21 protein-coding genes, 1 tRNA gene and 2 pseudogenes are annotated in these 25485 nt (G+C 39.0%); 9 read left to right on the top strand and 15 right to left on the bottom strand.

Annotated elements, in window-relative coordinates:
• Positions 1–26: 26 nt before the first annotated feature.
• Together HGD76_RS04685 and HGD76_RS04680 are read right to left on the bottom strand one after the other, a co-directional pair.
• On the bottom strand, positions 27–881 hold the full coding sequence (locus tag HGD76_RS04685) for a 3'(2'),5'-bisphosphate nucleotidase CysQ family protein (protein ID WP_148763345.1): 855 nt from the start codon (positions 879–881) through the stop codon (positions 27–29).
• Between the two features lie 37 nt (positions 882–918).
• Positions 919–1782 (bottom strand): sugar kinase, encoded by an 864-nt coding sequence (locus HGD76_RS04680; protein ID WP_148763347.1) that lies wholly within the window; start codon positions 1780–1782, stop codon positions 919–921.
• A gap of 112 nt (positions 1783–1894) precedes the next feature.
• Between HGD76_RS04680 and HGD76_RS04675 the strand changes: the two genes are divergently transcribed.
• Positions 1895–2506: a PH domain-containing protein gene (locus tag HGD76_RS04675; RefSeq protein ID WP_168695109.1), complete on the top strand. Its 612-nt coding sequence runs from the start codon at positions 1895–1897 to the stop codon at positions 2504–2506.
• Positions 2507–2613: 107 nt separating this feature from the next.
• A complete protein-coding gene (gene rsmI / locus HGD76_RS04670; protein ID WP_168651402.1) occupies positions 2614–3468 on the top strand; it encodes a 16S rRNA (cytidine(1402)-2'-O)-methyltransferase in 855 nt (284 codons plus the stop codon).
• A gap of 37 nt (positions 3469–3505) precedes the next feature.
• On the opposite strand, the pseudogene HGD76_RS04665 reads toward rsmI, so the two are convergent.
• Positions 3506–7282, bottom strand: a pseudogene (locus HGD76_RS04665) (Calx-beta domain-containing protein); the annotation flags it as partial.
• A gap of 1208 nt (positions 7283–8490) precedes the next feature.
• On the opposite strand from HGD76_RS04665, the pseudogene HGD76_RS04660 reads away from it, so the two are divergent.
• Positions 8491–8772 (top strand): annotated as a pseudogene (locus HGD76_RS04660) (serine/threonine-protein kinase); the annotation flags it as partial.
• Here the strand turns inward: HGD76_RS04660 and HGD76_RS04655 are convergent.
• Positions 8769–9002, bottom strand: coding sequence for a hypothetical protein (locus HGD76_RS04655; RefSeq protein WP_168695107.1), 234 nt, complete (start codon positions 9000–9002; stop codon positions 8769–8771). The pseudogene HGD76_RS04660 and the gene HGD76_RS04655 sit on opposite strands and share 4 nt — an antisense overlap.
• Before the next feature lie 162 nt (positions 9003–9164).
• Between HGD76_RS04655 and HGD76_RS04650 the strand changes: the two genes are divergently transcribed.
• Positions 9165–11207 carry an NAD(P)/FAD-dependent oxidoreductase gene (locus HGD76_RS04650; RefSeq protein ID WP_168695106.1) on the top strand — a complete coding sequence of 681 codons (2043 nt, stop codon included), beginning with the start codon at positions 9165–9167 and terminating at the stop codon, positions 11205–11207.
• A gap of 102 nt (positions 11208–11309) precedes the next feature.
• Positions 11310–13334: an FAD-dependent oxidoreductase gene (locus HGD76_RS04645; protein WP_168695105.1), complete on the top strand. Its 2025-nt coding sequence runs from the start codon at positions 11310–11312 to the stop codon at positions 13332–13334.
• A gap of 47 nt (positions 13335–13381) precedes the next feature.
• Here the strand turns inward: HGD76_RS04645 and HGD76_RS04640 are convergent, their stop codons facing one another.
• A complete protein-coding gene (locus tag HGD76_RS04640) occupies positions 13382–13819 on the bottom strand; it encodes a DUF29 domain-containing protein (protein ID WP_168695104.1) in 438 nt (145 codons plus the stop codon).
• 218 nt (positions 13820–14037) lie between these two features.
• Between HGD76_RS04640 and clpS the strand changes: the two genes are divergently transcribed.
• Both clpS and HGD76_RS04630 read left to right on the top strand, forming a co-directional pair.
• Positions 14038–14361, top strand: coding sequence for an ATP-dependent Clp protease adapter ClpS (gene clpS / locus HGD76_RS04635; protein ID WP_168697367.1), 324 nt, complete (start codon positions 14038–14040; stop codon positions 14359–14361).
• Positions 14362–14366: 5 nt separating this feature from the next.
• Positions 14367–14684 carry a DUF2103 domain-containing protein gene (locus tag HGD76_RS04630; RefSeq protein WP_015078686.1) on the top strand — a complete coding sequence of 106 codons (318 nt, stop codon included), beginning with the start codon at positions 14367–14369 and terminating at the stop codon, positions 14682–14684.
• A 58-nt stretch (positions 14685–14742) separates the two neighbouring features.
• On the opposite strand, the gene HGD76_RS04625 is transcribed toward HGD76_RS04630, so the two are convergent.
• From HGD76_RS04625 to HGD76_RS04610, 4 genes are all read right to left on the bottom strand, one after another.
• Positions 14743–15063: a hypothetical protein gene (locus HGD76_RS04625; protein ID WP_168634566.1), complete on the bottom strand. Its 321-nt coding sequence runs from the start codon at positions 15061–15063 to the stop codon at positions 14743–14745.
• A 314-nt stretch (positions 15064–15377) separates the two neighbouring features.
• On the bottom strand, positions 15378–16514 hold the full coding sequence (locus tag HGD76_RS04620) for a tyrosine-type recombinase/integrase (RefSeq protein WP_168695103.1): 1137 nt from the start codon (positions 16512–16514) through the stop codon (positions 15378–15380).
• 170 nt (positions 16515–16684) lie between these two features.
• A tRNA-Phe gene (locus HGD76_RS04615) sits at positions 16685–16757 on the bottom strand.
• Positions 16758–16834: 77 nt separating this feature from the next.
• Positions 16835–17668 carry a metal ABC transporter permease gene (locus HGD76_RS04610; protein WP_168695102.1) on the bottom strand — a complete coding sequence of 278 codons (834 nt, stop codon included), beginning with the start codon at positions 17666–17668 and terminating at the stop codon, positions 16835–16837.
• On the opposite strand from HGD76_RS04610, the gene HGD76_RS04605 reads away from it, so the two are divergent.
• Positions 17651–18028 carry a DUF1682 domain-containing protein gene (locus HGD76_RS04605; protein ID WP_168695101.1) on the top strand — a complete coding sequence of 126 codons (378 nt, stop codon included), beginning with the start codon at positions 17651–17653 and terminating at the stop codon, positions 18026–18028. The two genes, HGD76_RS04610 and HGD76_RS04605, sit on opposite strands and share 18 nt — an antisense overlap.
• Here the strand turns inward: HGD76_RS04605 and HGD76_RS04600 are convergent.
• Together HGD76_RS04600 and HGD76_RS04595 are read right to left on the bottom strand one after the other, a co-directional pair.
• Positions 17981–18763 carry a metal ABC transporter ATP-binding protein gene (locus HGD76_RS04600; RefSeq protein WP_168695100.1) on the bottom strand — a complete coding sequence of 261 codons (783 nt, stop codon included), beginning with the start codon at positions 18761–18763 and terminating at the stop codon, positions 17981–17983. The genes HGD76_RS04605 and HGD76_RS04600 overlap by 48 nt on opposite strands.
• Positions 18764–18833: 70 nt before the next feature.
• Positions 18834–19823, bottom strand: a complete 990-nt coding sequence (locus HGD76_RS04595; protein WP_168634563.1) for a metal ABC transporter solute-binding protein, Zn/Mn family — start codon at positions 19821–19823, stop codon at positions 18834–18836.
• Between the two features lie 280 nt (positions 19824–20103).
• On the opposite strand from HGD76_RS04595, the gene HGD76_RS04590 reads away from it, so the two are divergent.
• Positions 20104–21675, top strand: coding sequence for an iron uptake porin (locus HGD76_RS04590; protein WP_168695099.1), 1572 nt, complete (start codon positions 20104–20106; stop codon positions 21673–21675).
• Positions 21676–21884: 209 nt separating this feature from the next.
• Here the strand turns inward: HGD76_RS04590 and HGD76_RS04585 are convergent, their stop codons facing one another.
• From HGD76_RS04585 to HGD76_RS26190, 4 genes are all read right to left on the bottom strand, one after another.
• A complete protein-coding gene (locus HGD76_RS04585; protein WP_168695098.1) occupies positions 21885–22121 on the bottom strand; it encodes a hypothetical protein in 237 nt (78 codons plus the stop codon).
• Positions 22112–23839, bottom strand: coding sequence for an Rqc2 family fibronectin-binding protein (locus tag HGD76_RS04580; protein ID WP_168695097.1), 1728 nt, complete (start codon positions 23837–23839; stop codon positions 22112–22114). Before HGD76_RS04580 ends, HGD76_RS04585 begins: the two co-directional genes overlap by 10 nt.
• A 171-nt stretch (positions 23840–24010) precedes the next feature.
• On the bottom strand, positions 24011–24979 hold the full coding sequence (locus HGD76_RS04575; protein WP_168695096.1) for a FliH/SctL family protein: 969 nt from the start codon (positions 24977–24979) through the stop codon (positions 24011–24013).
• Between the two features lie 185 nt (positions 24980–25164).
• Complete coding sequence (locus HGD76_RS26190) at positions 25165–25440, bottom strand: hypothetical protein (protein ID WP_015078677.1); 276 nt, start codon at positions 25438–25440, stop codon at positions 25165–25167.
• Positions 25441–25485: the final 45 nt, after the last annotated feature.

Here is a 25485-nt window from a genome sequence, read left to right as displayed (position 1 = left end):
GGGAATTTGCCCCGATCAATACTATTTTAGTTTGAAGCAAACCGTGTGAGAATGCTTTGTGCTTCTTGACATAGTTCCTCATGATTTTGAGCATTACTCGCCAGTAATTCCCCCCATTGATGAATGTCGCCGGTGTTGTATTTTAATGGCGTGCAGTCAAAATGGGTAAACTTGCCACCTGCTTCCGTTAATATAAGTTCGGGAGCAGCCATATCCCAGTCTTTCGGTGCGGATTTACCGGCAAGGGAAATATAAACATCTGCTTGCTGTTCAACTATTGCCGCAATTTTGCAACCGACGCTACCAATCGCTTTTTGATTTTGACAGGGCAAGTGCTGTAAGAGATATTCTAACCTATCGTTGCGGTGTGAGCGACTAACAACCAAAATTAGATCTTGGATATTTTTATGGGAGTTAAGTCGCACAGGCACAGAACCAGTTGTGGTTTCGATAAAAGTCCCACTGCCTCTGGTGGCATAATACAACTTTTGTGTCTCTGGAACTGCCACGACGGCTAACATTGTCTGTGTTCCTTGCACTAAGGCAATATGAATGGCATATTCTCCAGTTTTGTTGATAAAGTCTCTTGTCCCATCTAATGGATCAATTATCCATACCCACTCAGCGGGATTTTTTCCCTGTTCTGATTTATGAGTTTCTTCGCTGATATATCCAAAGTCTTCATTCCCGAAAGCGGCTTGTAGCTGTGACAAGATATATTCACTAACAGCCAAATCTGCAACTGTAACGGGTTCATTGTCTTTATATTGAATATCTAAATTTGGTGCAGCGATAGTACCATGATAATAAGAACTGAGGAGACTGGCTGCACCCCAACCAACTGACCGCGCAATTGTTAATATTTCGGATAAGTCTTTCATTTGAGGATAAATTTGGGTGGAATAGGAAAAATGAACATTAAATATTTGAATTTAGCCAAGGGCGCGTACCGAAATATTTACACGCTTCCGTAGCAGTATTACCAGCTAGTGCTAATGCTTCTATAAAATTTGTTTCCAGGATATAGTGACAGAAAGCACCGTGAAAAATATCTCCTGCTCCTAGTGTATCAACGGGCTGGATTTTTGGCACATTTACCACACCAAATTGACTACAATTTAAGTATTGAATGGGATTTTCCCCTTGAGTAATGGCAATGTGAGGAATGTTAAAATTTTGCAAATAGGCAAAAACATCTTGCTGATTTTTGCAGTTAGGGGGATAGAAATTAGCAGAACAAATAGCATAGTTTACAAAAGGTAATATTTCTGCAAATCCTCGTTTCCAGCTACCACCATCAATGACAACGGGAATATTTTGTTTTTTAGCCATTTGGGCAATGATTTTGCTAACTTCTATTTGATGTCCGTCAATTAAGACAATATCAATATTTTGTAAAATATTTGCGGGGATAGAGGTAATATTTGCCTGAGTTTTGATGGCATTAATAGAAATTACCGCTCTTTCTCCTGTAGCTTGCGTAACAATAATTGAAGAAACGGGTGGTGGTGTATGGCGATGGGAGTCTAAGTCAATAATTGCGACTTGGTAATTCTCTAAATCGCTACGAATTAGCTGTGTAATATCGTGGGAACCCAATACACCTAAAACTGTAGCTTGGTTGCCTAAATGACTCAAGGTGACGGCGGCATTTGTTGCTGGTCCTCCTGCTGCTACAGTATAGTCAGTGGCAACAAGTTTTTGATTATTTTGGGGGGAAGAGTCCGCGAGATAAATTAAATCTAAGGTAATTAAACCCACAAATAAGCCAGATTTGCTCATTGCTAATTGGTAAACTTGTTAAACTATTAAGTAAGTTTACCAAGGAATTAGCACTGCTATCTAATCAACGGGATAATAGTAAAACTCATTTTTTAAAAGAGAGTAAAAGATCATGTTCAAAAATATGGCGATGGATGCACTAGGTTTGAGTGATATTGGTGCTGTGATCAAACCAGAAGATTTTCATAAAGTTGATAGTGATGATTATGTGATTCATGAAGAAGGGGAAAAGATCTATTTTTTAATTAAGTCGAAAACTGATGAATACTGTTTTACTAACCTAGCGTTAATTCATCTAGATGGAAATTCTGCGGTTAGTAAAAAACGTCTACTCAAACGTTTTAGTTATAGTCATCATATTATTAAGGATGTGAAGCTAGAAACCGCAGGAACAATAGATATGGATATCGAAATCAAGTTAATAATGGGGGATATATCCTATTCTATTGATGTTGCTAAAATTTATATTGATCCTTTGAAAGACTTGTACAAGGCTTTACTGAAAATTGCCTCAATTCAACGAGAAAATGCTCTTTATTATCAATATGCTCAAACTAGTTTAAATACAGCAGCTAGTACAGTTAGTCGTTCAACAACTACATCAACTTCAGAAGAGCAATTTAAATCAATTAATCAGTATGCTTTTAATTGGTTAAAATATGCTCATGAAACTTATGTGCGGAAAGATTTTGGTGAGGTGTTTGAGAAGTTTATTAACAACTAGCTGATAACTTCTTTCCTGCAAATTACAGATTTCACAGATTAAATCATCTCAAAAATCATCTAATCTGTGAAATCCTTTAATCCGTTGAATCCGTGTTCGAAATTAATATGCAAACTGAACCAAAACCAGGAACACTTTATATTGTCGCTACACCTATTGGTAATCTAGAAGATATGACTTTTAGAGCGGTGAGAATTTTGCAAGCAGTGGATATGATTGCGGCAGAAGACACACGCCACACAGGCAGATTACTACAGCATTTTCAGGTGAAAACTCCCCAAATTAGTTACCATGAACATAATAGTCATAGTCGCATTCCTGAATTATTAGAGCATTTACAATATGGTAAAGCGATCGCTTTGGTAAGTGATGCGGGAATGCCGGGAATTTCTGACCCAGGATATGAGTTAATTAAGGCTTGTATTGATAATGGTATCACTGTTGTGCCTATCCCCGGTGCAAGTGCTGTAATTACGGCTTTGAGTGCGGCGGGATTACCCACAGATAGGTTTATTTTTGATGGTTTTTTACCGGCTAAAAGTCAACAACGCCAGAAATATTTGGAATCTTTGCAAGGTGAATCTCGAACTTTGGTTTTCTATGAATCACCTCACCGATTGCGGGATACTTTAGCAGATTTGGGGACAGTTTTAGGCAGCGATCGCTCTCTAGTTATAGCACGGGAGCTAACTAAATTATACGAGGAATTTTGGCGAGGAACAATTGCCGAGGGGATTACCCATTACCAAGACAAAGAACCCCAAGGAGAATATACTCTTTTAGTAGCTGGAAATCCACCTAGTAAACCTCAACTCACAGAAACCGAATTAAAAAACGAACTATTATCAATGATTAAACAGGGTATTTCTCGTTCTCAAGCTAGTCGTGAGATAGCAAAGGATACGGGTTTATCTCGTCGCTATCTCTATCAACTAGCTTTGACAATTGAACTTAGCGGCTAAGTACAGAGACGATGATCAGGATCTAGAATAGGACAAACTAGACGACCGCTCCAAAAGAGAAAACCGCATCATTAAAATCGTAGTCACTTACCCCCACACCCGCAGGTAGATCTTCAAAACCAAAGGTGTTATTCCCAAAACTTCTCAAATGAGCCGCACCGTCCGGGTTAGCTACCCCAAAGCTAAAATAGGCTACAGGTAAAGTCGTGTAATTTTGGGCGGTAGCCGGGCTATTATTAGGGTTCGCAGCAAAGAAAGCATTAATCGCTTGTTGAAGATTACCAGAGAAGTTACCACCATTGGCAATCACAAAGGGAGAATAGATTTTACCACCACTGACAACGACATCACTCGCAGCACCACTACTTGAACCCCCTACCCGCACAATAAAGTTATCTACTACCTTACTCAAAGCGGCTTTTGCATAACCGCTTTCCCCGGGTTTAATGCCATTTACAGACCCCGTTGCATTGTCCACCTCATAAAGACCAAACAGATTATTAAAAGCTGCGGTGGTCTGATTTAGAGCATTTTGCAGAGAGTTTTTGACAAGGGATGGGTTGTAGTTATTAGGAAATTCGTAGCCCAATTTATCGACAATACCAGTTAATGCACCTGCTTCCTTGGGAATCAGTCTATCAACAGGAGCAATTGAGATTAGCTGAGTTGGTGCTACAGTAGCAGTTGTAGCTTTACCCGTAACCGTCACACTAACATCAGCACTTGCGGAAAAACCACCATCAGAGACAGTGTAACTAAAGACATCATTGCCCAAATAATTGCCATCTAACAGCGTATAGGTCAAATTATTGCCATTGATATCCACTTTGCCATGTTTACCGTCGGTTTTGCCGGTGAGCTTTAAACTATCTCCTTCAGGGTCACTATCATTGTTTAAAGGGTTGATAGTTCCCGCACTTCCTTGACTGACAGATAATTGATCATTTTGTGCAACGGGAGGATCATTTACCGGAGTCAGATTGATTGTGATTGTAGCAGGATCAGATTCTACTTTTGGAGTACCATTATCAATCGCTGCTACTGTCAATGTGGCAACATTACCATTAGCATTAACAACGGGATTATATCGCACATTAGCTAGGTCATTAACTAATATCTCTTGATTCTTAATCACTTGTTGACCATTGACAAAAGTTAGGCTTCCAGAGGTTGGTAAACTTATTACCTTAATTGCCATTAAATCATTATTGTCTTCGTCTTGGTATTTACCCTTGTCTTTGAAGTCTCCAATACCAAAACTTATTATTTGATCTTCTTGCCCATTTTGGGTGAAGCTTTGCAGATTTGGTTTTTTGTTATCATCCGTTGGGTCATTGGTAACATTAATAGTCACATTCGTAACCTGGGAAGTAGCTTCTGCTGCATCTTTAGCAATAATCCCCAAGGTAAAACCATTAGGACTGCGTTCAAAGTCATTGGCCGCACTGGTTACTCCCTTGTCCGTCAGGGTGATTATACCTTGATTATTAATGTTAAAGAAACCAGAATCATTTCCACTGGCGATCGCAAAACCTGTTACAGCTATGTCATCCGTAGCCAAAACAGTTCCTATTTGGAAATTTGCTGTTTTGTTTTCAGTGTAGCTAAAGATTTGATTTGGTTTGACTTCGGGAGCATAATTTACATCTGTTACCGTGAGAGTGAAGTTGGTAAAAACATCAGGAGTATTACCTACGGTTGTATCATCAACATTGACTGTTACACCATAACTGTTCTTGGTTTCATAGTCCAACTTTGTGTCTTTTTTGATGTAAAGAACTGTTCCTTCTACCTCAAAACTAGCAGCATCTACACCTGTTAAAGAGATAGTATTGCTTCCTAGTCCATCATCCGTAATAACAATATCAGCTACTTTGAGCCGTGCTGTGGTACTTGTCCCTTCAGGAAGGTTTGTAATTGAATTTTGTAGAGTAATATTTGTGGGAGCTTGGTTTATAGGTGCGGCATCATCATTGTTAATTGTTCCCTTCGCTGTACCATTTGTGGAACTGACAACTGCGCCATTACTAGGATTGCTTAAACTCACAGTGAAAGTCTCATTGCCTTCAAATAGGCTATCTTGAGTTGTTTGGACAGTGAAAGTTTTAGTTGTTTCTCCTGTGGCAAATGTGAGAGTCTGAGTATTTGCAGTTAAGTCACTGGCACTAGCTGTATCATCAGTACCAATAGATGTGGCTACAGTTACGTTTTGTGGTGCTTGAGCATCTCCCGTGCGGGTGACAGTGAAATTAATGGCACTTCCTTCTGTTGCAGAAGCCGCAGCAATACTAAATACAGGTGCAGCATCATCATTGTTAATTGTTCCCTTCGCTGTAGCGTTGGTGGAACTGACAACTGCATCATTATTAGGATTGCTTAAACTCACAGTGAAAGTCTCATTGCCTTCAAATAGGCTATCTTGAGTTGTTGGGACAGTGAAAGTTTTAGTTGTTTCTCCTGTGGCAAATGTGAGAGTCTGAGTATTTGCAGTTAAGTCACTGGCACTAGCTGTATCATCAGTACCAATAGATGTGGCTACAGTTACGTTTTGTGGTGCTTGAGCATCTCCCGTGCGGGTGACAGTGAAATTAATGGCACTTCCTTCTGTTGCAGAAGCCGCAGCAATACTAAATACAGGTGCAGCATCATCATTGTTAATTGTTCCTTTCGCTGTAGCGTTGGTGGAACTGACAACTGCACTATTTGTAGGATTGCTTAAACTAACAGTGAAAGTCTCATTGCCTTCAAATAGGCTATCTTGAGTTGTTGGGACAGTGAAAGTTTTAGTTGTTTCTCCTGTGGCAAATGTGAGAGTCTGAGTATTTGCAGTTAAGTCACTGGCACTAGCTGTATCCTCTGTCGCAATAGATGTGGCTACATTGACACTCTGACTAGCTTGAGCATCTCCCGTGCGGGTGACAGTGAAATTAATGGCACTTCCTTCTGTTGCAGAAGCCGCAGCAATACTAAATATAGGTGCAGCATCATCATTATTAATTGTTCCCTTAGCTGTACCATTTGTGGAACTGACAACTGCATCATTACTAGGATTACTCAAACTCACAGTGAAAGTCTCATTGCCTTCAAATAGGCTATCTTGAGTTGTTTGTACAGTAAAGGTTTTGCTAGTTTCTCCCTGTGCAAATGTGAGAGTTTGAGTATTTGCAGTTAAGTCATTTGCACTAGCTGTATCGTCTGTATTAATAGCTGTGGATGCAGTTACACTGCGAGTAGTTTGCTTATCTCCTGTGCGGGTGACAGTGAAATTGATTGCACTTCCTTCTATTGCTGAAGCTGAAGTAATAGTAAATATTGGTAATTCATAATTTTGATTTTTAAGAATAGCCAATTGTGTACTATTGATACTGATCAGGGTGTCATTTCCCTGGGGTACAAAACTGAGTTTATCTAATGTAATGCCATCAAAAGCAATTTGCAACCGATCTTCTGTGGGATTAAAGTCTGTAATGATATTTGGACTGATGGGATATTCGGCATTAGTCAGCCAGAATGTATCGTTACCTGTGCCACCAGTTAAAGTATTGCCACCGCGACCACCAAAAATTGTGTCATCACCTGCGCCGCCTAAAATAGTATCATTACGGTCAGCAAAAATAATATCATTACCATCTCCACCATCTAAGGTATTGCCACCATTACCCTCAGAGTGGAGTTCATCATTTCCTGCTTCTCCAAAGAGTTTATCATTAGTATAGGCAAATAACTCATCATTCCCGTCACCACCTTGAAGGATATTATTTCCCCCTCCAGTTAAGGCATCAAGAATATCATCGTCTGCCGTACCAACTAGGGTATAGTTTGTGTTGCCTGCTGGTACAAATGATGTTGCCATTGTCATGCTCCTGTTCAAAAATTAGTAGATACTGGTTTAAATTTGTTTACTTATTTTTATTAAAGAACGCTAATAAACTCATGGGAAATCTTCAAAGGAAAGTTTCTACAAAAGTTTATCATTGTTATTAAAATTATTGCATTTGAATGTTTCCATTTTTGCAATTAGAGATTTGCTGTTGCTTATTCCCCTAGGAGGATTTTAGTTTTCTTGAGATTTAAAAAGAATGACTAAGAGGATGTTTTAAAAGTTTTTAATGTGTAAACAGACCCCTCTCCAAACCTCTCCCCTACCAGGGGAGAGGCTTTAAAAACCCCATTCCCTTGTAGGGAAGGGGGGAAGGGGGGTTAGGTTTTTGGAGATTATGGGTTTCATATAATACTTTTCAAACAACCTCTAAAGCTTTGACTACAGAGCAAATTTATCCCAGATTGTTTAAGAAATAAATAATTGATAGTTAAGAAAAAATTAAAGAAAACTAAAGTTACAGTTTGCGTCAACCCTATCTGGACTTCTTTAAATAACCTAGGACTTAGGCATTGACAGGAAATACCAAATAGGGGGTATGACTTTCAGGGATTTAAACCCGATTTTTTGATGATTTTTTAGCGAACTGCTTGCAGCAGCGCTTCGCTATCGCTATTTATCTAGACTTCATCCGCAAAGCCTGAAACGACCAAATATCATTCATACACATGATGGTTAATTTGTACAGTACATAAGTTCTATAACCTTTGTTTCATAACTTTAGGTAGTTTTTGCAATATTAATTTTAGATTACAGCATAAATTATATCTGAATGTGGAGTGATAGTGAAGCAGGGGAAACGCATCTAAATCTTATTGACAAAATACCGTTTTAATGTGTAAACCAAGAAATCCCTATTTATCGTTCAATACCTTGTCCATTTTTTGTAGGTCGGGTTAAGCGACAGCGCAACCCGACGCATTTGTTGGGTTATTTAGATACTAGGAGTATTAATAATTTTCCCTGTGAAGACTTGTGTACTATTGATAATTTGTGGGTTAAATAAGTAGGTCGGCGTTAAAAATTATCGTTGTGAAGAGGCAAGAGGCACTCATGCAAGAGTGAAGAAGTTTTTGGAGATTTTACTTTTCTTTACACAATTTTGACCTATTTACAGTAATGGATAACTTGGTTTTTCAGTCCAAAAAAAGATTTATCAAAGTTTGGGGGGAACGAAAAAGTACGACGATAAAGTTTGGCAGTCCTTATGCGACACAGTAGGATGGAGGAAAGACGGAAAGTGGTTGTATTATACAAATATTAGTTTTGACAAAACAGCAACTAAACAAGACCTTAAAGCACACATCCCTGTAGCATTTGGATATGAGGGTTGGTTTCTCTTAGGTTTAGGCGGTTTGGGCAGTGGACAGGGGTGGGTGGAAGTCTTCTCTCGTCTACATACTTGTATATCATCAGCGCATTAAGGAAAATTTTCCCATGCTTGGGCAACCAACTGACTTAACCAGCACCTTTGTTGTCTATCTAACATTTTATCATCCGCTAATACCTGGGTAGTTAATTGATCTAAAGACTGACCCTGAGAGCGAACTACTCTAATTACACCAGCAATTACCGCAGCCACTAATTCTTCATCAACTGGCTGTTTTCTTAATGCAGATATTTCTTGGGGACTGTCTGGGATAGGATAATTCATGGCATGGGTTTAGGAAATTTACAACATGAACAATAAAATTGATAAATCATTAAAATTCTTTATGGAATCTTTATGAAGTTAATTAGCGCAGAGTCTAACCTAGTTTCTGCCTTTTTTTAATCTGTCTGAGTGAGTAGATTCGTTATGAGATATCAGAACAATATGCAAGAACTTCTTTATTTAGAAATTCCTACACCCGATACAGTATCCGTCAGCAAATGGCTACAAACAGATTTCGTTGTCGAAAATAGTCAAAAATTCATCACCCCAGATGGGTTTCGGCTGGGAAGTGCGGCTAAAAGTACCATTGCCAATAGCGTAGAACTATCTGTATTTGTGTGGTCGGTGCAGCGGACAACTTACCTAAAAGTATTCCGTTGGGGAGATAAACCTTTTCCCCAGGAGAGACGCATTCTCCAATCTCTAACGCGGAAAATTAGAAGTCGCTTTCCCAATTGCTACCCAGAACCACCTGTCATTGATCCCCAAAAATCAATTTTCGCAGAGTTAGAACCCTATTATCCTCTAACTGTCAAGTATTTTCAGAAAATGCCTAATGGAGAATATGACCTCAAGCGCGCTTACTGGTGGGAGCAAAGGTGGCGAGAAGGGGTAAGAAATCCTCAAAAGCCTCGTCAAGTAGTATTTTATCAAGGGAATAGTCAGGAAATATCACCTATCCTCTCCCCTGCTGCTAGTCCTCAGTATGACCTCATTTATATTGGTGGTGCTTTGGGGTCAATTCATGCCGCAGTCATGGCTAAATTGGGCTATAAGGTGCTGTTGGTGGAAAGATTACCTTTTGGTAAAATGAACCGAGAATGGAATATTTCCCGTGATGAAATCCAAAGTTTAATAAATTTGGGTTTGCTCACCAATGCTGAATTAGCAGAAATTATTTCTAGGGAATATAAAGACGGTTTTAATAAGTTTTTTGATGGTAATAATCCCTCTAATTTGAAATCCTCTGTTCTCCATACTCCCACAGTCCTAAATATAGCTTTAGATTCAGAAAGGTTACTGGCATTATGTGGGCAAAAACTTCAAGCTGCCGGTGGTGATATTTGGGATGAAACTGAGTTTTCCCAAGTGAATATTAGTCCTACACAAGTTACGATTAACGTCAAACATTTGCCTACTGGTAATGAACAGCAGGTGAGTGGACGTTTATTGATAGACGCAATGGGAACGGCTTCACCAATTGCTTGGCAATTAAATGGTGGTCGGGCTTTTGATAGTGTGTGTCCAACGGTGGGAGCAGTGATTGAAAAGGGCTTTGAGCCTGGGGTTTGGGATTCTGAATATGGGGATGTTCTTTACAGTCATGGGGATATTTCGAGAGGTAGACAGTTAATTTGGGAGTTGTTTCCTGGTGTTGGTGAAGAATTAACAATTTACCTATTTCACTATCATGAGGTAAATGAAGAGAATCCTGGTTCTTTGTTGGAAATGTATGAGGACTTTTTCACAATTTTGCCAGAATATCGGCGTTGTGATCTAGATAAATTAGTCTGGAGGAAACCAACTTTTGGCTATATCCCAGGACATTTTAGCGCAGATAGTAGCGATCGCACAATTGCAGTTGATAGATTAATTGCCATTGGTGATGCTGCTTCTTTGCAATCTCCGCTAGTTTTTACTGGTTTTGGTTCTTTAGTCCGCAATTTAGACCGATTAACTACTCTGTTAAATATTGCCCTTAAACATGATTTATTGAGTCAGCAGCACTTAAATAAAATTCGAGCTTACCAAAGCAATGTGGCTGTAATGTGGTTGTTTTCTAAGGGAATGATGGTTCCCACGGGCAGATTTATCGCCCCCCAAATGATAAATTCGATGCTGAATACTTTCTTTGGCTTATTAACAGATGAAACCCCAGAAGTAACTGATAATTTCATTAAAGACCGTTGTGATTGGTTCACTTTTAACCGTCTAGCTTTGAAAGCAGCTATGAAAAATCCGGCTTTATTATTGTGGATTTGGCAATTAGCTGGTTGGCGAGATTTATGCCGTTGGGTTGGGAATTATGTCAGCTTTGCTCGTCATGCTTTCATCAGTGTTATTTTGGGAATATGGTTGCCGCAATTTTTGAAATGGAATCAATCTTGGTTAGAAAATCGCTTTCCAGGATTATGGTTACAATTGTTAGTAATTAACTATGCAATTACTACAGGTAGACCACGATTACCGCCGGCATTGCGTTAGTTTCATATATTATCAAGGAATTGGGGATTTTGGAGTCCTAAAACTTCTAAAATCCTTAATTTCATAACTTATTCGGTTTCAACTCCACTCTATCCCTCTTCTATGAACCGTAGATACAAAAAACGTTTGCAAACGTTCATCAGCTTCAGCCTATTTACCACCGTTCTCATCCCTTATGCCGTCACCGCTACCCCTCCACGTATCCCAGATAAAATCGTTAACTGTGAGCTTCTCGTTGTGGGTGGTGGACTCTCAGGAGTCGCTACAGCTTATGAAGGTTTACTTGCAGGACGCACAGTTTGTTTAACAGAAATAACCGACTGGTTAGGGGGACAAATTTCTGCTCAAGGAACATCTGCATTAGACGAAAGACCAACTCAACGAGATAAACAATTCTATTCTCGCGGTTATTCCGAATTAAGAAACCGTATTGAACGCAAATATGGCAAACTTAACCCTGGTGATTGTTGGGTGAGTGACTCCTGCTTTCTGCCTCGTGATGCCCACAATATCATGACACAAATGCTCAAAGATGCCCAAAAAAAAGGTAAAGGAAAATTACAATGGTTTCCCAATACGGTAATTAAAGATCTACAAATTAGCAAAGATGGCAAAATTATTAATAACGCCATAGCAATTCAACATCAACCAGCAAAAAATCAACCACCTCTAAATACTAATACCTTATCTCAAACCATTGAAGATGCTTATAGTTATAAAAACTCATCTCGTTTGAGTAAAACTATTATTCAGTTTCTCCCCAAACAATCTCAAAATAACCCAGGAAAATGGTACATTATAGACGCAAGTGAAACCGGGGAAATTATCGCTTTAGCAGATGTTCCCTATCGTCTAGGAATTGATGCCCGTTCCTATCTTGAACCTTCATCTTCTAGCACTACAAATGATCCTTACTGTACCCAAGGTTTCACTTATACCTTTGCAATGGAGGCAACAAAAGCAGCGCAGCAACAAACAATGCCCCCATTTTATTTACAATATTCACCATATTTTAGTTATGAATTAAAACGATTAGCAAACTTTGATTTAGTCTTTACCTATCGGCGAATTTGGAGTCCCCAAAAAGGACAACCAACTACATTTAATGGGGTGAAGTTTACTGCACCCACACCAGGGGATATTTCCATGCAAAACTGGACTTGGGGAAATGATTACCGTCCGGGAACAGCCGCAGATAATCTCATTTATACTCGTCAACAATTAGAAAATTCTGGACAGCTAAAACCTGGAGGTTGGCAAGGAGGACTACGCACAGAAACCCTGCGTAAAGCTGAAGAAAAGGCATTTTCTTTTTTTTATTGGTTATATGCAGGAACTACAGATTCTCAACTAGGTAATGGTGTGAAACAACCGCAAACAAATATCCGTTTCTTAACAGGTTTAGATTCGCCAATGGGGACAGTTCATGGGTTATCTAAATACCCCTACATGAGAGAAGGAAGACGGATTATTGGCCGTCCTAGTTGGGGACAACCAGAGGGTTTTGGCATTTGGGAAGTTGATATTTCTCGTCGTAATTATAATGATCAATATTATCAGAAAACTCTGCCAGCAAATATGTATCGCAGTTTAAAAGCAACTGTATCAGGTTTGGAAGCAACATCTGTAATTAGGGGGGGAATTTCCCCAGAAAAAGCTATGCGAAGAACTCGTTCCACAATTTACCCTGATGCTGTGGGTATTGGTCATTATGCCATAGATTTTCATCCATGTATGGCAAAAAGTCCAGTAGAAGCACCTGGTAATAAGGAACGTGCTGGAGAAAGACGCGGTGCAGGACAAGCTTATCCTTTCCAAATTGCCCTACGGGCAATGATTCCCCAAAAAATTGATAATTTATTGGTAGGAGGAAAAAGTATTGCTACAAGTCATATTGCGGCTGCTGCTTATCGAGTTCATTCCTTTGAATGGTCTTCTGGCGCTGCTGCGGGAACTGTGGCTAGTTTTGCACTCAAACAAGGAATTGCACCCTATCAATTGGTTGATAATTTACCTAAACAAGAACCACAATTACAAATTCTAAGAAAGCTGTTGGAAGCAAATGGGAATCCTACGGCTTTTCCTGATACTTCTATTTTTAACGAAAATTGGGACGATTGGTGGTAGGTAAAAGATACCCGACTTCTCCAAGAAGTCGGGTATCTAAATAAAGCTTAATCTGGTAGAAATTCAGAATTGAGGGTTTGTTCACAAGTGTAAGGACATATTTCGGGAAATACCTGTTGACCTAATTGGGTTTCTCTCATTGCCAATGCTAAACCTAATTCGTAAGCGGTGAGAAATACTTCTTCTAAATAAAGTTTTAAACTGGGACTATCTTGTAAAAGTAGTTTGATTTGAATCCGTTGTTCTCGAATTGTACTCAACCAACTACTACTCCGTTTTTGTGCTTGAAATTGCCATTTTAATAAATGTCCTAGTAACACAGCTAATCTATTTCTAAATTCTTGTCTTTCTTTTCTTCCCAAGGTTTCTAATTCTTCAATTAGGTTGACAGTATCTAATGTATCCCATTGTTGAGTTTTGAGTAAATTAACCTGTTCTTGAGTCCAAGCATGAAAGTCGCTTGTATAGAGGAGAAAGGTGTTCATTTTCGCACCTATTATAGGTTTATATGTTCTTAGTTCAATTGTATTCTATATCTCATATAGGAAGTTCTTAAAAGGTAAAATGTCAATTACTTCATAGATATAAATTAATATTTTTACACATTATCGGCTTGTGTCTGACTACTAACTCAGTCAGCAATGGATTAAACTAGTTATTTGTAATGTCAGTTTGTACAACGTCATTTTTGGCTGATTTTTCTATGGTGACAAGACTTGCAGATGTGTACAGTATGGTTTCAGCACCGACTGTGACACCTGACCGAGTTAATCAAGTGACTCGGAAAACCTATCCTAATTACAAGGTAATTGTATTGAATGATGATTTCAATACTTTCCAGCACGTAGCTGAGTGTTTAATGAAGTATATTCCGGGAATGTCGGGGGATCTCGCTTGGGATCTCACTAATCAAGTCCACCATGAAGGACAAGCAATTGTCTGGACAGGACCCCAAGAACAAGCGGAATTATACCACCAACAACTCCGTCGGGCTGGGTTGACAATGGCTCCCCTGGAAGCAGCCTAATCATTATGTCTAAACCCACCGATGGTAGGCTAGTTTGGAATCACTCTACCCATATTCCCGGTCTAATTCCTATTTTAGAACGTTTGTGTCGAGAGGATGGTATTGGGACGGTGACACCTGCGGTGATTGGTAGAGCTAGAGGTCATGCACCAAAAATGCAGTTGCGTGTGTCTGTACCCATTCGCGGTGGTTATAAAATCATTGCTCGTCAAGGCAAAACTGTGCAAGAGGTATTTATCCTCACAACTTTACTCCAGGAACAACTCGAAGGTGCGATTCCTACGGAGCGCTTCGCTATCGCTATTGCTATGAGAATTGCCTAAATTATGAATTTACAATAGCAAGGTTGGAGCTAAATATAGTTCTAACCTTGACTTTTGATTATTCTTCAATTTTATGAACTGCAAATTTATGTAACGGCAAACTCAAGATACAAGAAAATGTTAAGAAATATGACAAAGCTGTAGTAATTCTCAAAGTTATAATTACAGCTTCCCAATTGAATAAAAATACTTTTTCCATCCCAAAGGCGATGCAATACACTAACCAGTAAGCAAAGCTCATTGTTAAAAGACTTTGTTCTGTTTCTTGAAAATCATCTATAGCTTGATTGTGATTCTTGAGTAACCATAGACCGACAATACAAGCGACGGAGGAAATAGCAACTACAAACTCATGGCAACATAAATTTACCGTAGGCATTTGTCCTAGTCTCCATTTTCAATGTTTTGATATTCCTATGGAAACCTAGTCTAAAGGAATATGCCTCAGAGTTATCCAAAATAGTTACAAAGCGCAATTCCTCAACAACTTTCTTCACATATCCCGATACTCACCTCGGAAATAGGCTGTTGACTTTGTGTGTTTTTGAGTGATATTTTTCATCAATGCTAACTATTTTGAGTGGAATGACTGATAGTCATTCATCTTCATAGTCGAATCATTATTACATCGTGGCAAGTAGCAGATTAAGTAATGAGTAGGATCGTAAACTATTGGCAGTCTGATAATTGCAGTTAAAACTCAGGAACTTGAACCTGTCTTATTGTACCTGCGTAATGTTTCATAATTATTTCAGGTGAATTACCTACCCATTTAGCAACCTGTACCACACTCACACCAGTTTCTAAGCAATTTGTGATAAACGTATGTCGTGTATGGTACTGGGGACGGTAAGGAACATTTAACTCAGATAATACAGTTTTCCAGGCTCGATTAAGGAAGTTATGAGCATCAATTAAACCGCCCTTGGGAGCTTTAAAGACTGGTGTATCTGCATTAGGATTACTTGGTTTAATGGAAAGTAACAACTCTTTGAGTGATTGATTAATAGGGAATTTACGGCTCTTATGAGTTTTGGTATCTTTACGATTACCTTCTACAACTGCTTCACTGAAAGTAATTAACGTTAGATTACTATTGATGTGACCCCAACTTAACCCTATAGCTTCAGAAGTCCTACAACCCGTCATAAACAGAAATCTAACATAATTTGTGTAGTGATTGTAGTACATATTCCTCTCAAAAGCTGCAATAATCTGTTCTTGCTCACCTTTATTAAATGGGTTGATTGTTTCATCTTCATCTTTCACAGCTACTCTTACCTTCTGTGACATCCCTATAAATGGGTTATTACTAATCAACTCACAATCTGTTGCCCAATCACAACAAGCTTTTAATTGTGTTAAAACACGCTTTGTTGCATTTGGTGTTAATTTCTCTAGCAAGAAATCTCTGATTATTACCGCTTCTGAAAGCTTATGAGTTGGTAAACTGGCAATATGGTTTCTAGTTTTCTTGAAATCCTTATTAATAGTCGTTATACTCAAAGTTTTAGACTTATAAGTTGTGTACTTATCCCATAACTCAATTAATATTGGTAGTTGTTGACTTTCTGTGGGAGCAACAAGGGTTAAATGAATTTGAGGTTTATATTTAGCTAAGGTCGGGTCAAAGCGTTCAAATGCAATATCTGATTCTATCTGTTTAGCTTTAGCCTCAGCAAGCTTACGATTTTCTGATGTATCTGACATTCCCAAAGTGAGATACTTTTGTTTCCCCCCAAATAAGTGACATGGTAAACGCAGTTTGAGTCTGTCTTGGAACGTTTCGACACCGACTGAACCTTTAGATGCTTTCTGTTCCACCTTCATTACCATATTCCTTCCGTCCTTTTGACTATCATTTCTCCTCTGCTCTATATCATCATAGTCAATTCGTAGTCAAACCCAAAAATACAAAAACTCCCGCTAGAAATTTACTTAATTCCAGCAGGAGTTATCCAAATACCTTGATTAACAAGGATTTTAGCTATTCTAATTAATGCCAGGAACGAGACTTGAACTCGTGACACGTGGATTTTCAGTCCACTGCTCTACCAACTGAGCTATCCCGGCAGGGGGCTTTTGCTTCACCACCGATATTGAATTTAGCATAGAAAAAAAGATAAGTCAAGGGGTTATTTAAAATAATTTTAGCTAACCTTCATTGTCAACTTCACCCAGGTAAACACAGTCACAAATACCAGAAACTGCACAAAAACAATACTCGGACCAGAAGCTAGATTAAATAACCCAGAAACCATCATTCCTGCGATACTACTGCTACAGCCGACAACCACCGATAGAATCAGAAAGCGGCTGAAATGGTGACTCATAAGTTTGGCTGTAGCAGCCGGAATCACTAAAAACGCATTTACTAATAACACACCAACCGCTTTAATCGCCACAGCTACAGCGAGGGAAAGCAAAACAACGAATCCATAACGATACAATTGCACAGGTACGCCTTGGACTTGAGCAACATCGGGATTAAGAGTTAATAGAATCTGTTGTGGCAGAGTTGATAATAAAAAAAAGCTACTACCCACAAGTACCAATAGCGTCAAAATTAAATCTGTGTTATCTATAGCCAAAATATCGCCAAATAGTACCCCCATTAAGTTACCGCGATATCCTTTAATAAAACTGGTGAGAATTACACCAATTGCTAACGCCCCAGATAGCACTATACTGAGAACGCTATCACTAGCCAAATCAGTCTTATCAATTAGGTAGAGAACAACAACCCCAAAAATTAAAGTAAAAGGGAGTAACATCCAAGTAGGATTAGTGTTGAGTAACACCCCTAACGCCACACCTACCAATGCTGCATGACCAACGGCATGACTAAAAAAGGATAATTGTCGTAAAGTAACAAAACTACCCAATAAACCGCCTAAAATGCCCATTAACACAGCACCCATAATGGCACGCTGCATAAAGGGAAATTGTAATAAATTCAGCAAATCATGATAGTTAATGGTCATATAAGAGGAGTCAGGAGTCAGGAGTCAGGAGTTCAGGAGTCAGGAGTTCAGGAGGAAGAAGAAAGAAGAAAGAAGAAAGAAGAAAGAACAAAGAACAAAGAACAAAGAACAAAGAACAAAGAACAAAGAAGAAAGAACAAAGAAGAAAGAACAAAGAAGAAAGAACAAAGAAGAAAGAACAAAGAAGAAAGAACAAAGAAGAAAGAACAAAGAAGAAAGAACAAAGAAGAAAGAACAAAGAAGAAAGAAGGAAGAAGAATAGTTTATTACCAATTACCAATTACCAATTACCAATTACCAATTACCAATTCCCTAATGATGATGTTCATAGCGACTAAAACCTGGTCCATAAGTAGCTAAAAGATTTTGTGGGGAAAGGGCTATTTCCGGTTTACCAGAACAGACAAGAGTTTGATTTAGACAGATGACGCGATCGCAATGACGGCTTACCATATCAATATCGTGGGATACTTGCAACACTGTCCAATTCTCTTCTCGTTTTAATTCATTTAACAAAGCATAAAAATCCGTTGTTCCTTGGACATCTACCCCGGCAAAAGCTTCATCCAATACTAACAATTTTCGCCGTGTTACCAAACAATAAGCTAATAATACCCGTTTGAGTTGACCACCGCTCAGAGTGCCAATAGCCTGATTTCGCAAGCGATAAGCATCAGTACGGTGTAAAGCTGCGGTGACTGCTGCTGATGTTTCCCGGTTTTGTTGCCAAAATTTTGAGAAAAATGAATGTTTTCTATTCCCTATTCCTAAAGCCACCAATTCACTAACTGAAATTGGAAAACTGCGATCAAAAATAAAATTTTGTGGCATATATCCCAACTGATTCCGCAAATTTCCTAGTCTGGAAATTGGGCGACCAAAAACTTCAATTGTTCCCGCATTTCGGGGAATTAAATCTAAGATAGCTTTGATTAAGGTACTTTTCCCAGCCCCATTTGGACCAACTATAGCTGTATCTGTTCCTGCTAATAATTCAAAGGAAACATCTCGCACAGCTAAATAACTACTTTGGTAGACTGTTAACCCAGAAACTTTTAATATTGGTAATGTAAATTCTGCTTGTTCGTCAGTCATGGAATTTAGGATTTGAGATGCCAATAATTTATCGTGATAGATGGGAAATAATGAGATTTGAATTTTCCTGCTACTTGCATCCAGCGGCTAAACTCTCCAAATTGGTTTTCATTGCCTTAAAATAATACTCTGGATTGGTATCACCCGTTTCTAAAGAATCCAAAGTCCGCACAGTTAACCCCAAATCCTGGGAAATGCTGGTGAGTAATTTGTTATCTAACCCTGGTTCGCTAAATAGGGCTTTAACTTGGTATTTTTTGACTGTATTCACCACTTTTTGCACGTCTGTTGGGGAAAGTTGCTTTTCAGGAATTTCTACTACTGCTAATTGTTTAATGTTATAACGTTTGGCAAGATAGGGAAAAGCATCATGAAAGGTGATAAAGGTGCAGTTTGGTGTTTGTTTAATAGTCTGCTGAAATTCATTATTTAAATTATCTAATTTCTGAATATATGCCGCTGCATTGGTCTGATATTTGACTTTATTGACCGGATCTGCGATAATTAAACCATCTCGAATATTGATGATTTGCTGTTTTGCTAAAACTGGATCTAGCCAAACATGAGGATTTCCAAATTGGTGTTCGTGATCATGATCATGTTCTCCTGTTGGTGTTTTATCTATGGGGGAAATTTTATTAATAGCTTGAATACCTTTACTAGCATCAATTTCCACTAATTGGGAATTTCCGGCATTTTTAATTGTATCTGCCAAAAACTCCTCTAAGCCTAAACCATTTTTGACTAATATCTTCGCTGTAGCGATCGCTTTTACGTTTGCTGGTGTCCCTTGATATTCGTGTATTTCCGTGCCAGGCTTAACTAAAATTTCTACATCTGCTACATCTCCGGCTACTGCTTTAGTAAACAAATAAACTGGTAAAAATGTGGTAACTACTTTAGTTTTTGGTGATTTTTGGACTGGGGCTGGTTCCGTTTTTACAACCTCCCTACTGTTAGGATTGTTACATCCATAAACTGCTGACAAAATTATTAAGGTAATCAGCGGTAAAAAATTTCTGGTTTTTCTATCTATTTTAACTTCTCTAGAACTTCTCATGGTTTGAGGTTGACAATAAAACTTCATTGGCATTATATCTTATAATGAGATCCATTCTCATATAAGTCATCAAAAAATGCTACTGTATCAAGAATTACAGAATATTTGGAAATTTCAGGTAATACTGCTGTATACTGAGGATATTTCCAGTTGATAAGGATTTCTTAACTTTTTATTGTGATCAACTTAACTTAGGACTGTAGTATATTAAAGATCACTATTAATAGCTGTACTAATTCAAGTGTAGCATTATCAACTTTAAACACGGGTGTGAGGAAAAATGCAAAAATTCTGGACTTATCTAATTGCTAGTTCAACAGTTGTGAGTGGCATATTATGTATGAATGTTGTTGCAAGGGCAGAAGCATTACCAGTACCAGCAACTAATTCAGAACAACAAGTTAATAATAGCCAAGAAGAGACAGTATCTCAAGTTACTTCCGTATCTCAGTTATCCGATGTTCAACCTAATGATTGGGCATTTCAGGCTTTACAATCATTGGTAGAACGCTATGGATGTATTGCAGGTTATCCTAACGGGACTTTTCGGGGTAATCGGGCGTTGTCACGATACGAATTTGCGGCTGGTTTAAATGCCTGTTTAGATCGAGTCAATGAATTAATTGCTACTGCTACCAGTGATTTAGTATCAAAGCAAGATTTAGCAACAATCCAAAAGTTGCAAAAGGACTTTTCAGGAGAATTAGTCACCCTCCGGGGGCGTGTAGATACAGTAGAAGCCAAAACTGCTGAATTGGAAGCTAATCAATTTTCTACCACCACTAAGCTACAAGGGCAGGTTGTGGCAGTTGTTAGTGATGTTTTGACAAATAAAAAGGTCAATGGTGCGGATATTCCTGGGAAAAATACTACTTTAGCTGCGAGAACACGATTGGAGTTTGTCAGCAGTTTTACAGGCAAAGACACACTTCTTGCCAGACTGGAAAGTAATAATATTAATAGTCCCAATATTAATACTCCAGAAGGAAACTTGTTTTTTGCTAGTAGCAATCCTAGTAACAATTTTTCCATAGCAACTCTATCATATACCTTTCCTGTTAGCAAGAATACACAAGTAAAACTAATTGCTACTGGTGGTGCAGCAGACGATGTTACCAGTACAGTTAACCTGTTTGATGGTGATGGTGCTTTTGGGGCTGTGTCTACTTTTGGCACAAGAAACCCAATTTATGGACAACTGGGCGATGAAGGTATAGCAGTTAACCACCAGTTTGGCGATAAGTTAGCCCTCAGTTTAGGCTATTTAAGTAGTACGGCTAATGACCCTACCCCTGGAAATGGCTTGTTTGATGGGAATTATGGTGCTTTAGCGCAGTTAACTGTCAAGCCAAGCGATCGCATTTCTCTTGGTTTAACTTATATCAATTCCTACAATCAACCATTACTCACTGGTAGTAATGCAGCAACTTCTGGTGTCGTCGCTTCGGGTGAAAATTTTTCCAGCAATTCCTATGGTGTTCAAGCATCTCTAGGTATTAGCAAGAAGTTTGTTCTTGGTGGTTGGGCTGGTTATACCAATAGTAAGGTTTTGACGACAAAGGGAGAAGTTGACACTTTTAACTATGCTGTTACCCTTGGTTTCCCTGATTTGGGTAAAAAAGGTAATTTGGCTGGTGTCATAGTTGGTATGGAACCAAAAGTCACAAGTTCTAACGTTGTTGGAGTTACGAAAGATCCAAATACCTCTTATCACATTGAGGGATTTTATCAATACAAACTCAGCGACAATATCACCCTTACTCCTGCTGTGATTTGGCTAACAGCCCCAGATCACAATGATAACAATGATAATGTGGTGATTGGTGCTTTAAGAACTACCTTCAGCTTCTAAGTTTTTCAGGTAACAAAAAAACCAGCCCTCCCACAGGCTGGTCAGCGAAAAAACGTTGTTCGAGTTGTCTTCTCAGTAGAGTCAAAACCAAATTGCGCGTTCCCAAAATTCAACGGGCAACTTTTCTTAACAAGATTGTAACAGGCAGTACAATTTTTTCATGAAAATATCTCAAAAAATATCTGTCTTTCGATGAGTAAGTTTTCTGTTCAAGGAAAGATGAGGGAACAGGGGGCAGGAGGCAGGAGGCAGGAGGCAGGGGGAATATTTCTTCCCAATAACAACTGTACGGGCGAAGCATTTGGAGAACTATTTTTGGCAATGACCGATAATTTATCTTCCAAATGCTTCGCCCCTACTAACAACTGTACGGGCGAAGCATTTGGAGAACTATTTTTGGCAATGATCGATAATTTATCTTCCAAATGCTTCGCCCCTACTGACAACTGACCAATTGCGGTTTCCCCCAAATAATCGTTTCTTGTTTATAAACCACAAGTCCTGGTTTTGCACCTTTGGGTTTGTAGACGTGCTTGAGTTGGGTGTAAACTACTGGTACTTGGTCACTTTGACGGGCGCGACTGAAATAACCTGCTAGATTGGCTGTAAATTGTAAATCAGCTTCTTCCGCCACTGTACCCGGTTCTAGACGCAGGAGAACATGACTCCCTGGTATTTCTTGGGCGTGAAACCACAAATCATAGTCTCCAGCGACACGGAATGTCAGTTGATCATTTTGAATATTATTGCGACCAATGAGGACTTCAAAGCCACTCGGACTGCGGTAACGATGAAAATTAGTGCCGGGAGTGTCGTTGCTGCTACGGCTGCGATATTCTAAGTTTTCTAGATATTTTTGCCCAATGAGTTCATCACGGATTTCTTCTAAGGCTTGTAAATCTTCTGGATTTTGGTATTTGTCTATTTGCGAAATTGCGGCTTCTACTTGTTCGAGATAGTCAATTTCTGCTTGAACTGCAAATAGTAGCGGTTCAACAGCCGCACGGGCGCGTTTGAGTTTTTGGTGCTGTTTATAAAGCTTTTGGGCATTTTGGACGGCGTTTTTATCGGGCAAAAGAGCGATCGCAATTGGCTGTTCGGTTTCAAAATCTGGTAGAATAATTTCCTGCATTCCCGGTTGCCAATGGTGCAGGTTAGCCATTAATAAGTCAGCTTTTTGACGATATTCTTCAGCTTGATCTGATTGTTGCAGGCGATCGCTAAAAGTTTTCGCTTTGGTGCGTAATTTACCCAAAATATTCAATAATTTCTGACTTAACTGATGACGCAGTTGCCCAAATAACTGTTCATTCAGTTGATCAGAATAATAACGGTAAAGTAACTCTTGGATATTCTTTGTGGGTGCAACTCCACCCCAACCCATCACCGTATATCCATTTTCTGTCCAAGCAGGTTGGAATTTACCTAAATCTAAAGCTTGTAACCATTCTTGCCAACGTTGAAATAAATTTTGCCAATCTTGGGGAGTAAGTTCATCAGTATTCGTATCTGGGATGATATTTGCCGCCAACAGCATCGTATCTAGCAAAGCCGAACTTAACCCACTATAACTTTTGAGTAATTGGCGTTTAATTCCCCCTGGGACTAAACTTACCCGTTCTTGCCAACGTTCTAGAGATTCGCTTAAATTAGGGACTTTTCCCGTCAGTTTCGGTGGTGTTTCGTAATTTTGTCCAGTTTGAATCGGACGAACACTAGATTGTTGGTGACTAACTTGATGGGCAGCAGTGATAATTTCATTACTAGCATCAGTTAAAATCACATTACTATATTTGCCCATCACTTCCGCATAAAGGTGATACAGGGCTGTTTCTTCAGGACGACGGGCAAATTGTAAATCAATTACCCGTTCCCAAGGGGAAATCGCTTCAATTCCTACTAAGGCTAACCCACCCAATTGGTGTTTCAACTGTTGACTAAAAGTAAAAGTATCTGGGGCGCGTGGTGGTGGTTCACTAATACAAATATGGGCGGCTTGGGGATGCCAGGAAATATCCAGCCAACCCCGTTGATTTAAGGTGCGTAAGGCAATGGCAATGGTAAAGCGATCGCGCTGATATACCTGTTCTATGCGTGCAGGCAACCAATTAGCGCGGATTTCGCCACAAGCGGCAGTTAAAGCGGTAAAGTCCAGGGGTTGCAAAACAATTACCCCTTTTTCCCGACAAAATTACTTTTTTCTTGATTATTTTCTTGGTTCATTAAATAAATATTTTTCAGCTTGCTAAGTCTATGTTCTCTAATTTCAGACAAAAATTTTGGATAATGAATCTTCTCCCTGTTCCCTGTTCCCTGTTCCCTTTTTTTGTAAGATTTACTCAAATCTAGCTAATAATTCCTCACGAGACAATTGTAGAAGCAAAGGCGTAAATTCTTCTCTGGACATTGCAATTAGAGGGTTGATAATTATTGCTAACTGTGAATCAACTGCACCAAAACGTACTTGCAATATACTTTCAATCATAGCGCGTCGTTCTCTCTCGATACCTTCTTGTCGTCCTTCTTGTCGTCCTTCTTGTCGTCCTTCTTGTCGTCCTTCTTGTCGTCCTTCTTGAAGTCCTTGTTTTTTCAGTTCTTCTAATTGTTGTTGATACATTTCAGACAATTTCATAATTAACTCCTGATCATCTTTATCAATATCTTGTTCTTGACGCTGACGAGCCGATAACACAGCAATTAGGTTATGTACTAATTGTATAATATCCGAAAGGAACGGACTATTATTTGCTAGTGCTTCTAATTCTTCTACTGCTTGTCTTTGGACTTTCCCTTTGCCTAAAACCCTCAAAAATAGTGTTTCGGGTGTACTCGGTAGTTGATGAATCGCCACAACTACGGTTTTAAATCCTTTTGGTAAGAAATAAATACCTTTTCCCCAGTTTGTTTCATCCAGAGTCCCATGAAAAATCTCTAGGATTTCTGATGATACTGTAGGTGTAAAAATCCATAATTGAGCTAATTCTGCTTCATTTATTCGCGTATTATTACGTTTTGCTTGCCGTTCTAGGTCTGCATGAATGTCAAACAATTTACCTATACAACTGCGAGTTTCACTTTTGCTGACGGCATTACGGAATGGTTCAAATATGGCATAATTTGTCACCATTTTCCCCAGTATTCCTAGTGTTTCTAGACTTTGTGTTGGTTGGGGTGAAGGGATAAATAATACGTCTATTTGTCTGACTTCTGCGGTAATATCTTTGCTGGTTTCTACTTCTCCATAAGGCGTTAATAATTCCGTTAGATATTGTTTAGCAAATTGATCATGTATAAAGCGAGTCATTTACATTAATAATTTAAAGACAGAACTATTAATTTAACATTTTTTGGGTGATGGCGATAACTTAGTAAAACGCAGGGGTTTAGTATTGCGCTTTACCCCTACATATCTAGGTTGCTCGTAATCTTGTAAAAGTTCACATCTCAACCGTCAAGAGTATCATCCAAAATCCAAAATCTAAAATTCACTCATCCTTGCCAGGGTGAAGGGATAGGTGTAGTGGAAATCACTTTTTCTGCCATCAGTCTCACGGCAGTTTTCCCACAACTTGGGCATTCTACCTCTAAATACTGTGAAGTTGATACGTCTACCTCAGATAATATCCCCTGTTTGCAGTGCCAACACTCACAAATTACCCTGCATACTGGTTCGTTGCAGTCAAGGATCTTGACGTGCTGAAAATTTTGGGATTCGCTGTCTGGTTTCCTGGGCTTAGGGAATTTTTTGATTTCTTGAACTTCCATCATTTCACCGTCTAACTGCAAGTATGTTTAGAGCTTACTTGATCT

This window comes from Dolichospermum flos-aquae CCAP 1403/13F (assembly GCF_012516395.1).
GTDB classification, from domain to species: Bacteria; Cyanobacteriota; Cyanobacteriia; order Cyanobacteriales; family Nostocaceae; genus Dolichospermum; species Dolichospermum lemmermannii.
Note: the sequence above shows the minus strand (reverse complement) of the source record. Positions and strands in the feature narration are given on the sequence as shown.

Excerpts from the sequence above, each read along its gene's own strand:
- HGD76_RS04685 (WP_148763345.1), bottom strand. The coding sequence starts at position 881 with ATGAAAGACTTATCCGAAATATTAACAATTGCGCGGTCAGTTGGTTGG.
- HGD76_RS04680 (WP_148763347.1), bottom strand. The coding sequence starts at position 1,782 with ATGAGCAAATCTGGCTTATTTGTGGGTTTAATTACCTTAGATTTAATT.
- HGD76_RS04675 (WP_168695109.1), top strand. The coding sequence starts at position 1,895 with ATGTTCAAAAATATGGCGATGGATGCACTAGGTTTGAGTGATATTGGT.
- rsmI (WP_168651402.1), top strand. The coding sequence starts at position 2,614 with ATGCAAACTGAACCAAAACCAGGAACACTTTATATTGTCGCTACACCT.
- HGD76_RS04655 (WP_168695107.1), bottom strand. The coding sequence starts at position 9,002 with ATGAATTATCCTATCCCAGACAGTCCCCAAGAAATATCTGCATTAAGA.
- HGD76_RS04650 (WP_168695106.1), top strand. The coding sequence starts at position 9,165 with ATGCAAGAACTTCTTTATTTAGAAATTCCTACACCCGATACAGTATCC.
- HGD76_RS04645 (WP_168695105.1), top strand. The coding sequence starts at position 11,310 with ATGAACCGTAGATACAAAAAACGTTTGCAAACGTTCATCAGCTTCAGC.
- HGD76_RS04640 (WP_168695104.1), bottom strand. The coding sequence starts at position 13,819 with ATGAACACCTTTCTCCTCTATACAAGCGACTTTCATGCTTGGACTCAA.
- clpS (WP_168697367.1), top strand. The coding sequence starts at position 14,038 with ATGGTGACAAGACTTGCAGATGTGTACAGTATGGTTTCAGCACCGACT.
- HGD76_RS04630 (WP_015078686.1), top strand. The coding sequence starts at position 14,367 with ATGTCTAAACCCACCGATGGTAGGCTAGTTTGGAATCACTCTACCCAT.
- HGD76_RS04625 (WP_168634566.1), bottom strand. The coding sequence starts at position 15,063 with ATGCCTACGGTAAATTTATGTTGCCATGAGTTTGTAGTTGCTATTTCC.
- HGD76_RS04620 (WP_168695103.1), bottom strand. The coding sequence starts at position 16,514 with ATGAAGGTGGAACAGAAAGCATCTAAAGGTTCAGTCGGTGTCGAAACG.
- HGD76_RS04605 (WP_168695101.1), top strand. The coding sequence starts at position 17,651 with ATGATAGTTAATGGTCATATAAGAGGAGTCAGGAGTCAGGAGTCAGGA.
- HGD76_RS04610 (WP_168695102.1), bottom strand. The coding sequence starts at position 17,668 with ATGACCATTAACTATCATGATTTGCTGAATTTATTACAATTTCCCTTT.
- HGD76_RS04600 (WP_168695100.1), bottom strand. The coding sequence starts at position 18,763 with ATGACTGACGAACAAGCAGAATTTACATTACCAATATTAAAAGTTTCT.
- HGD76_RS04595 (WP_168634563.1), bottom strand. The coding sequence starts at position 19,823 with ATGAGAAGTTCTAGAGAAGTTAAAATAGATAGAAAAACCAGAAATTTT.
- HGD76_RS04590 (WP_168695099.1), top strand. The coding sequence starts at position 20,104 with ATGCAAAAATTCTGGACTTATCTAATTGCTAGTTCAACAGTTGTGAGT.
- HGD76_RS04575 (WP_168695096.1), bottom strand. The coding sequence starts at position 24,979 with ATGACTCGCTTTATACATGATCAATTTGCTAAACAATATCTAACGGAA.
- HGD76_RS26190 (WP_015078677.1), bottom strand. The coding sequence starts at position 25,440 with ATGGAAGTTCAAGAAATCAAAAAATTCCCTAAGCCCAGGAAACCAGAC.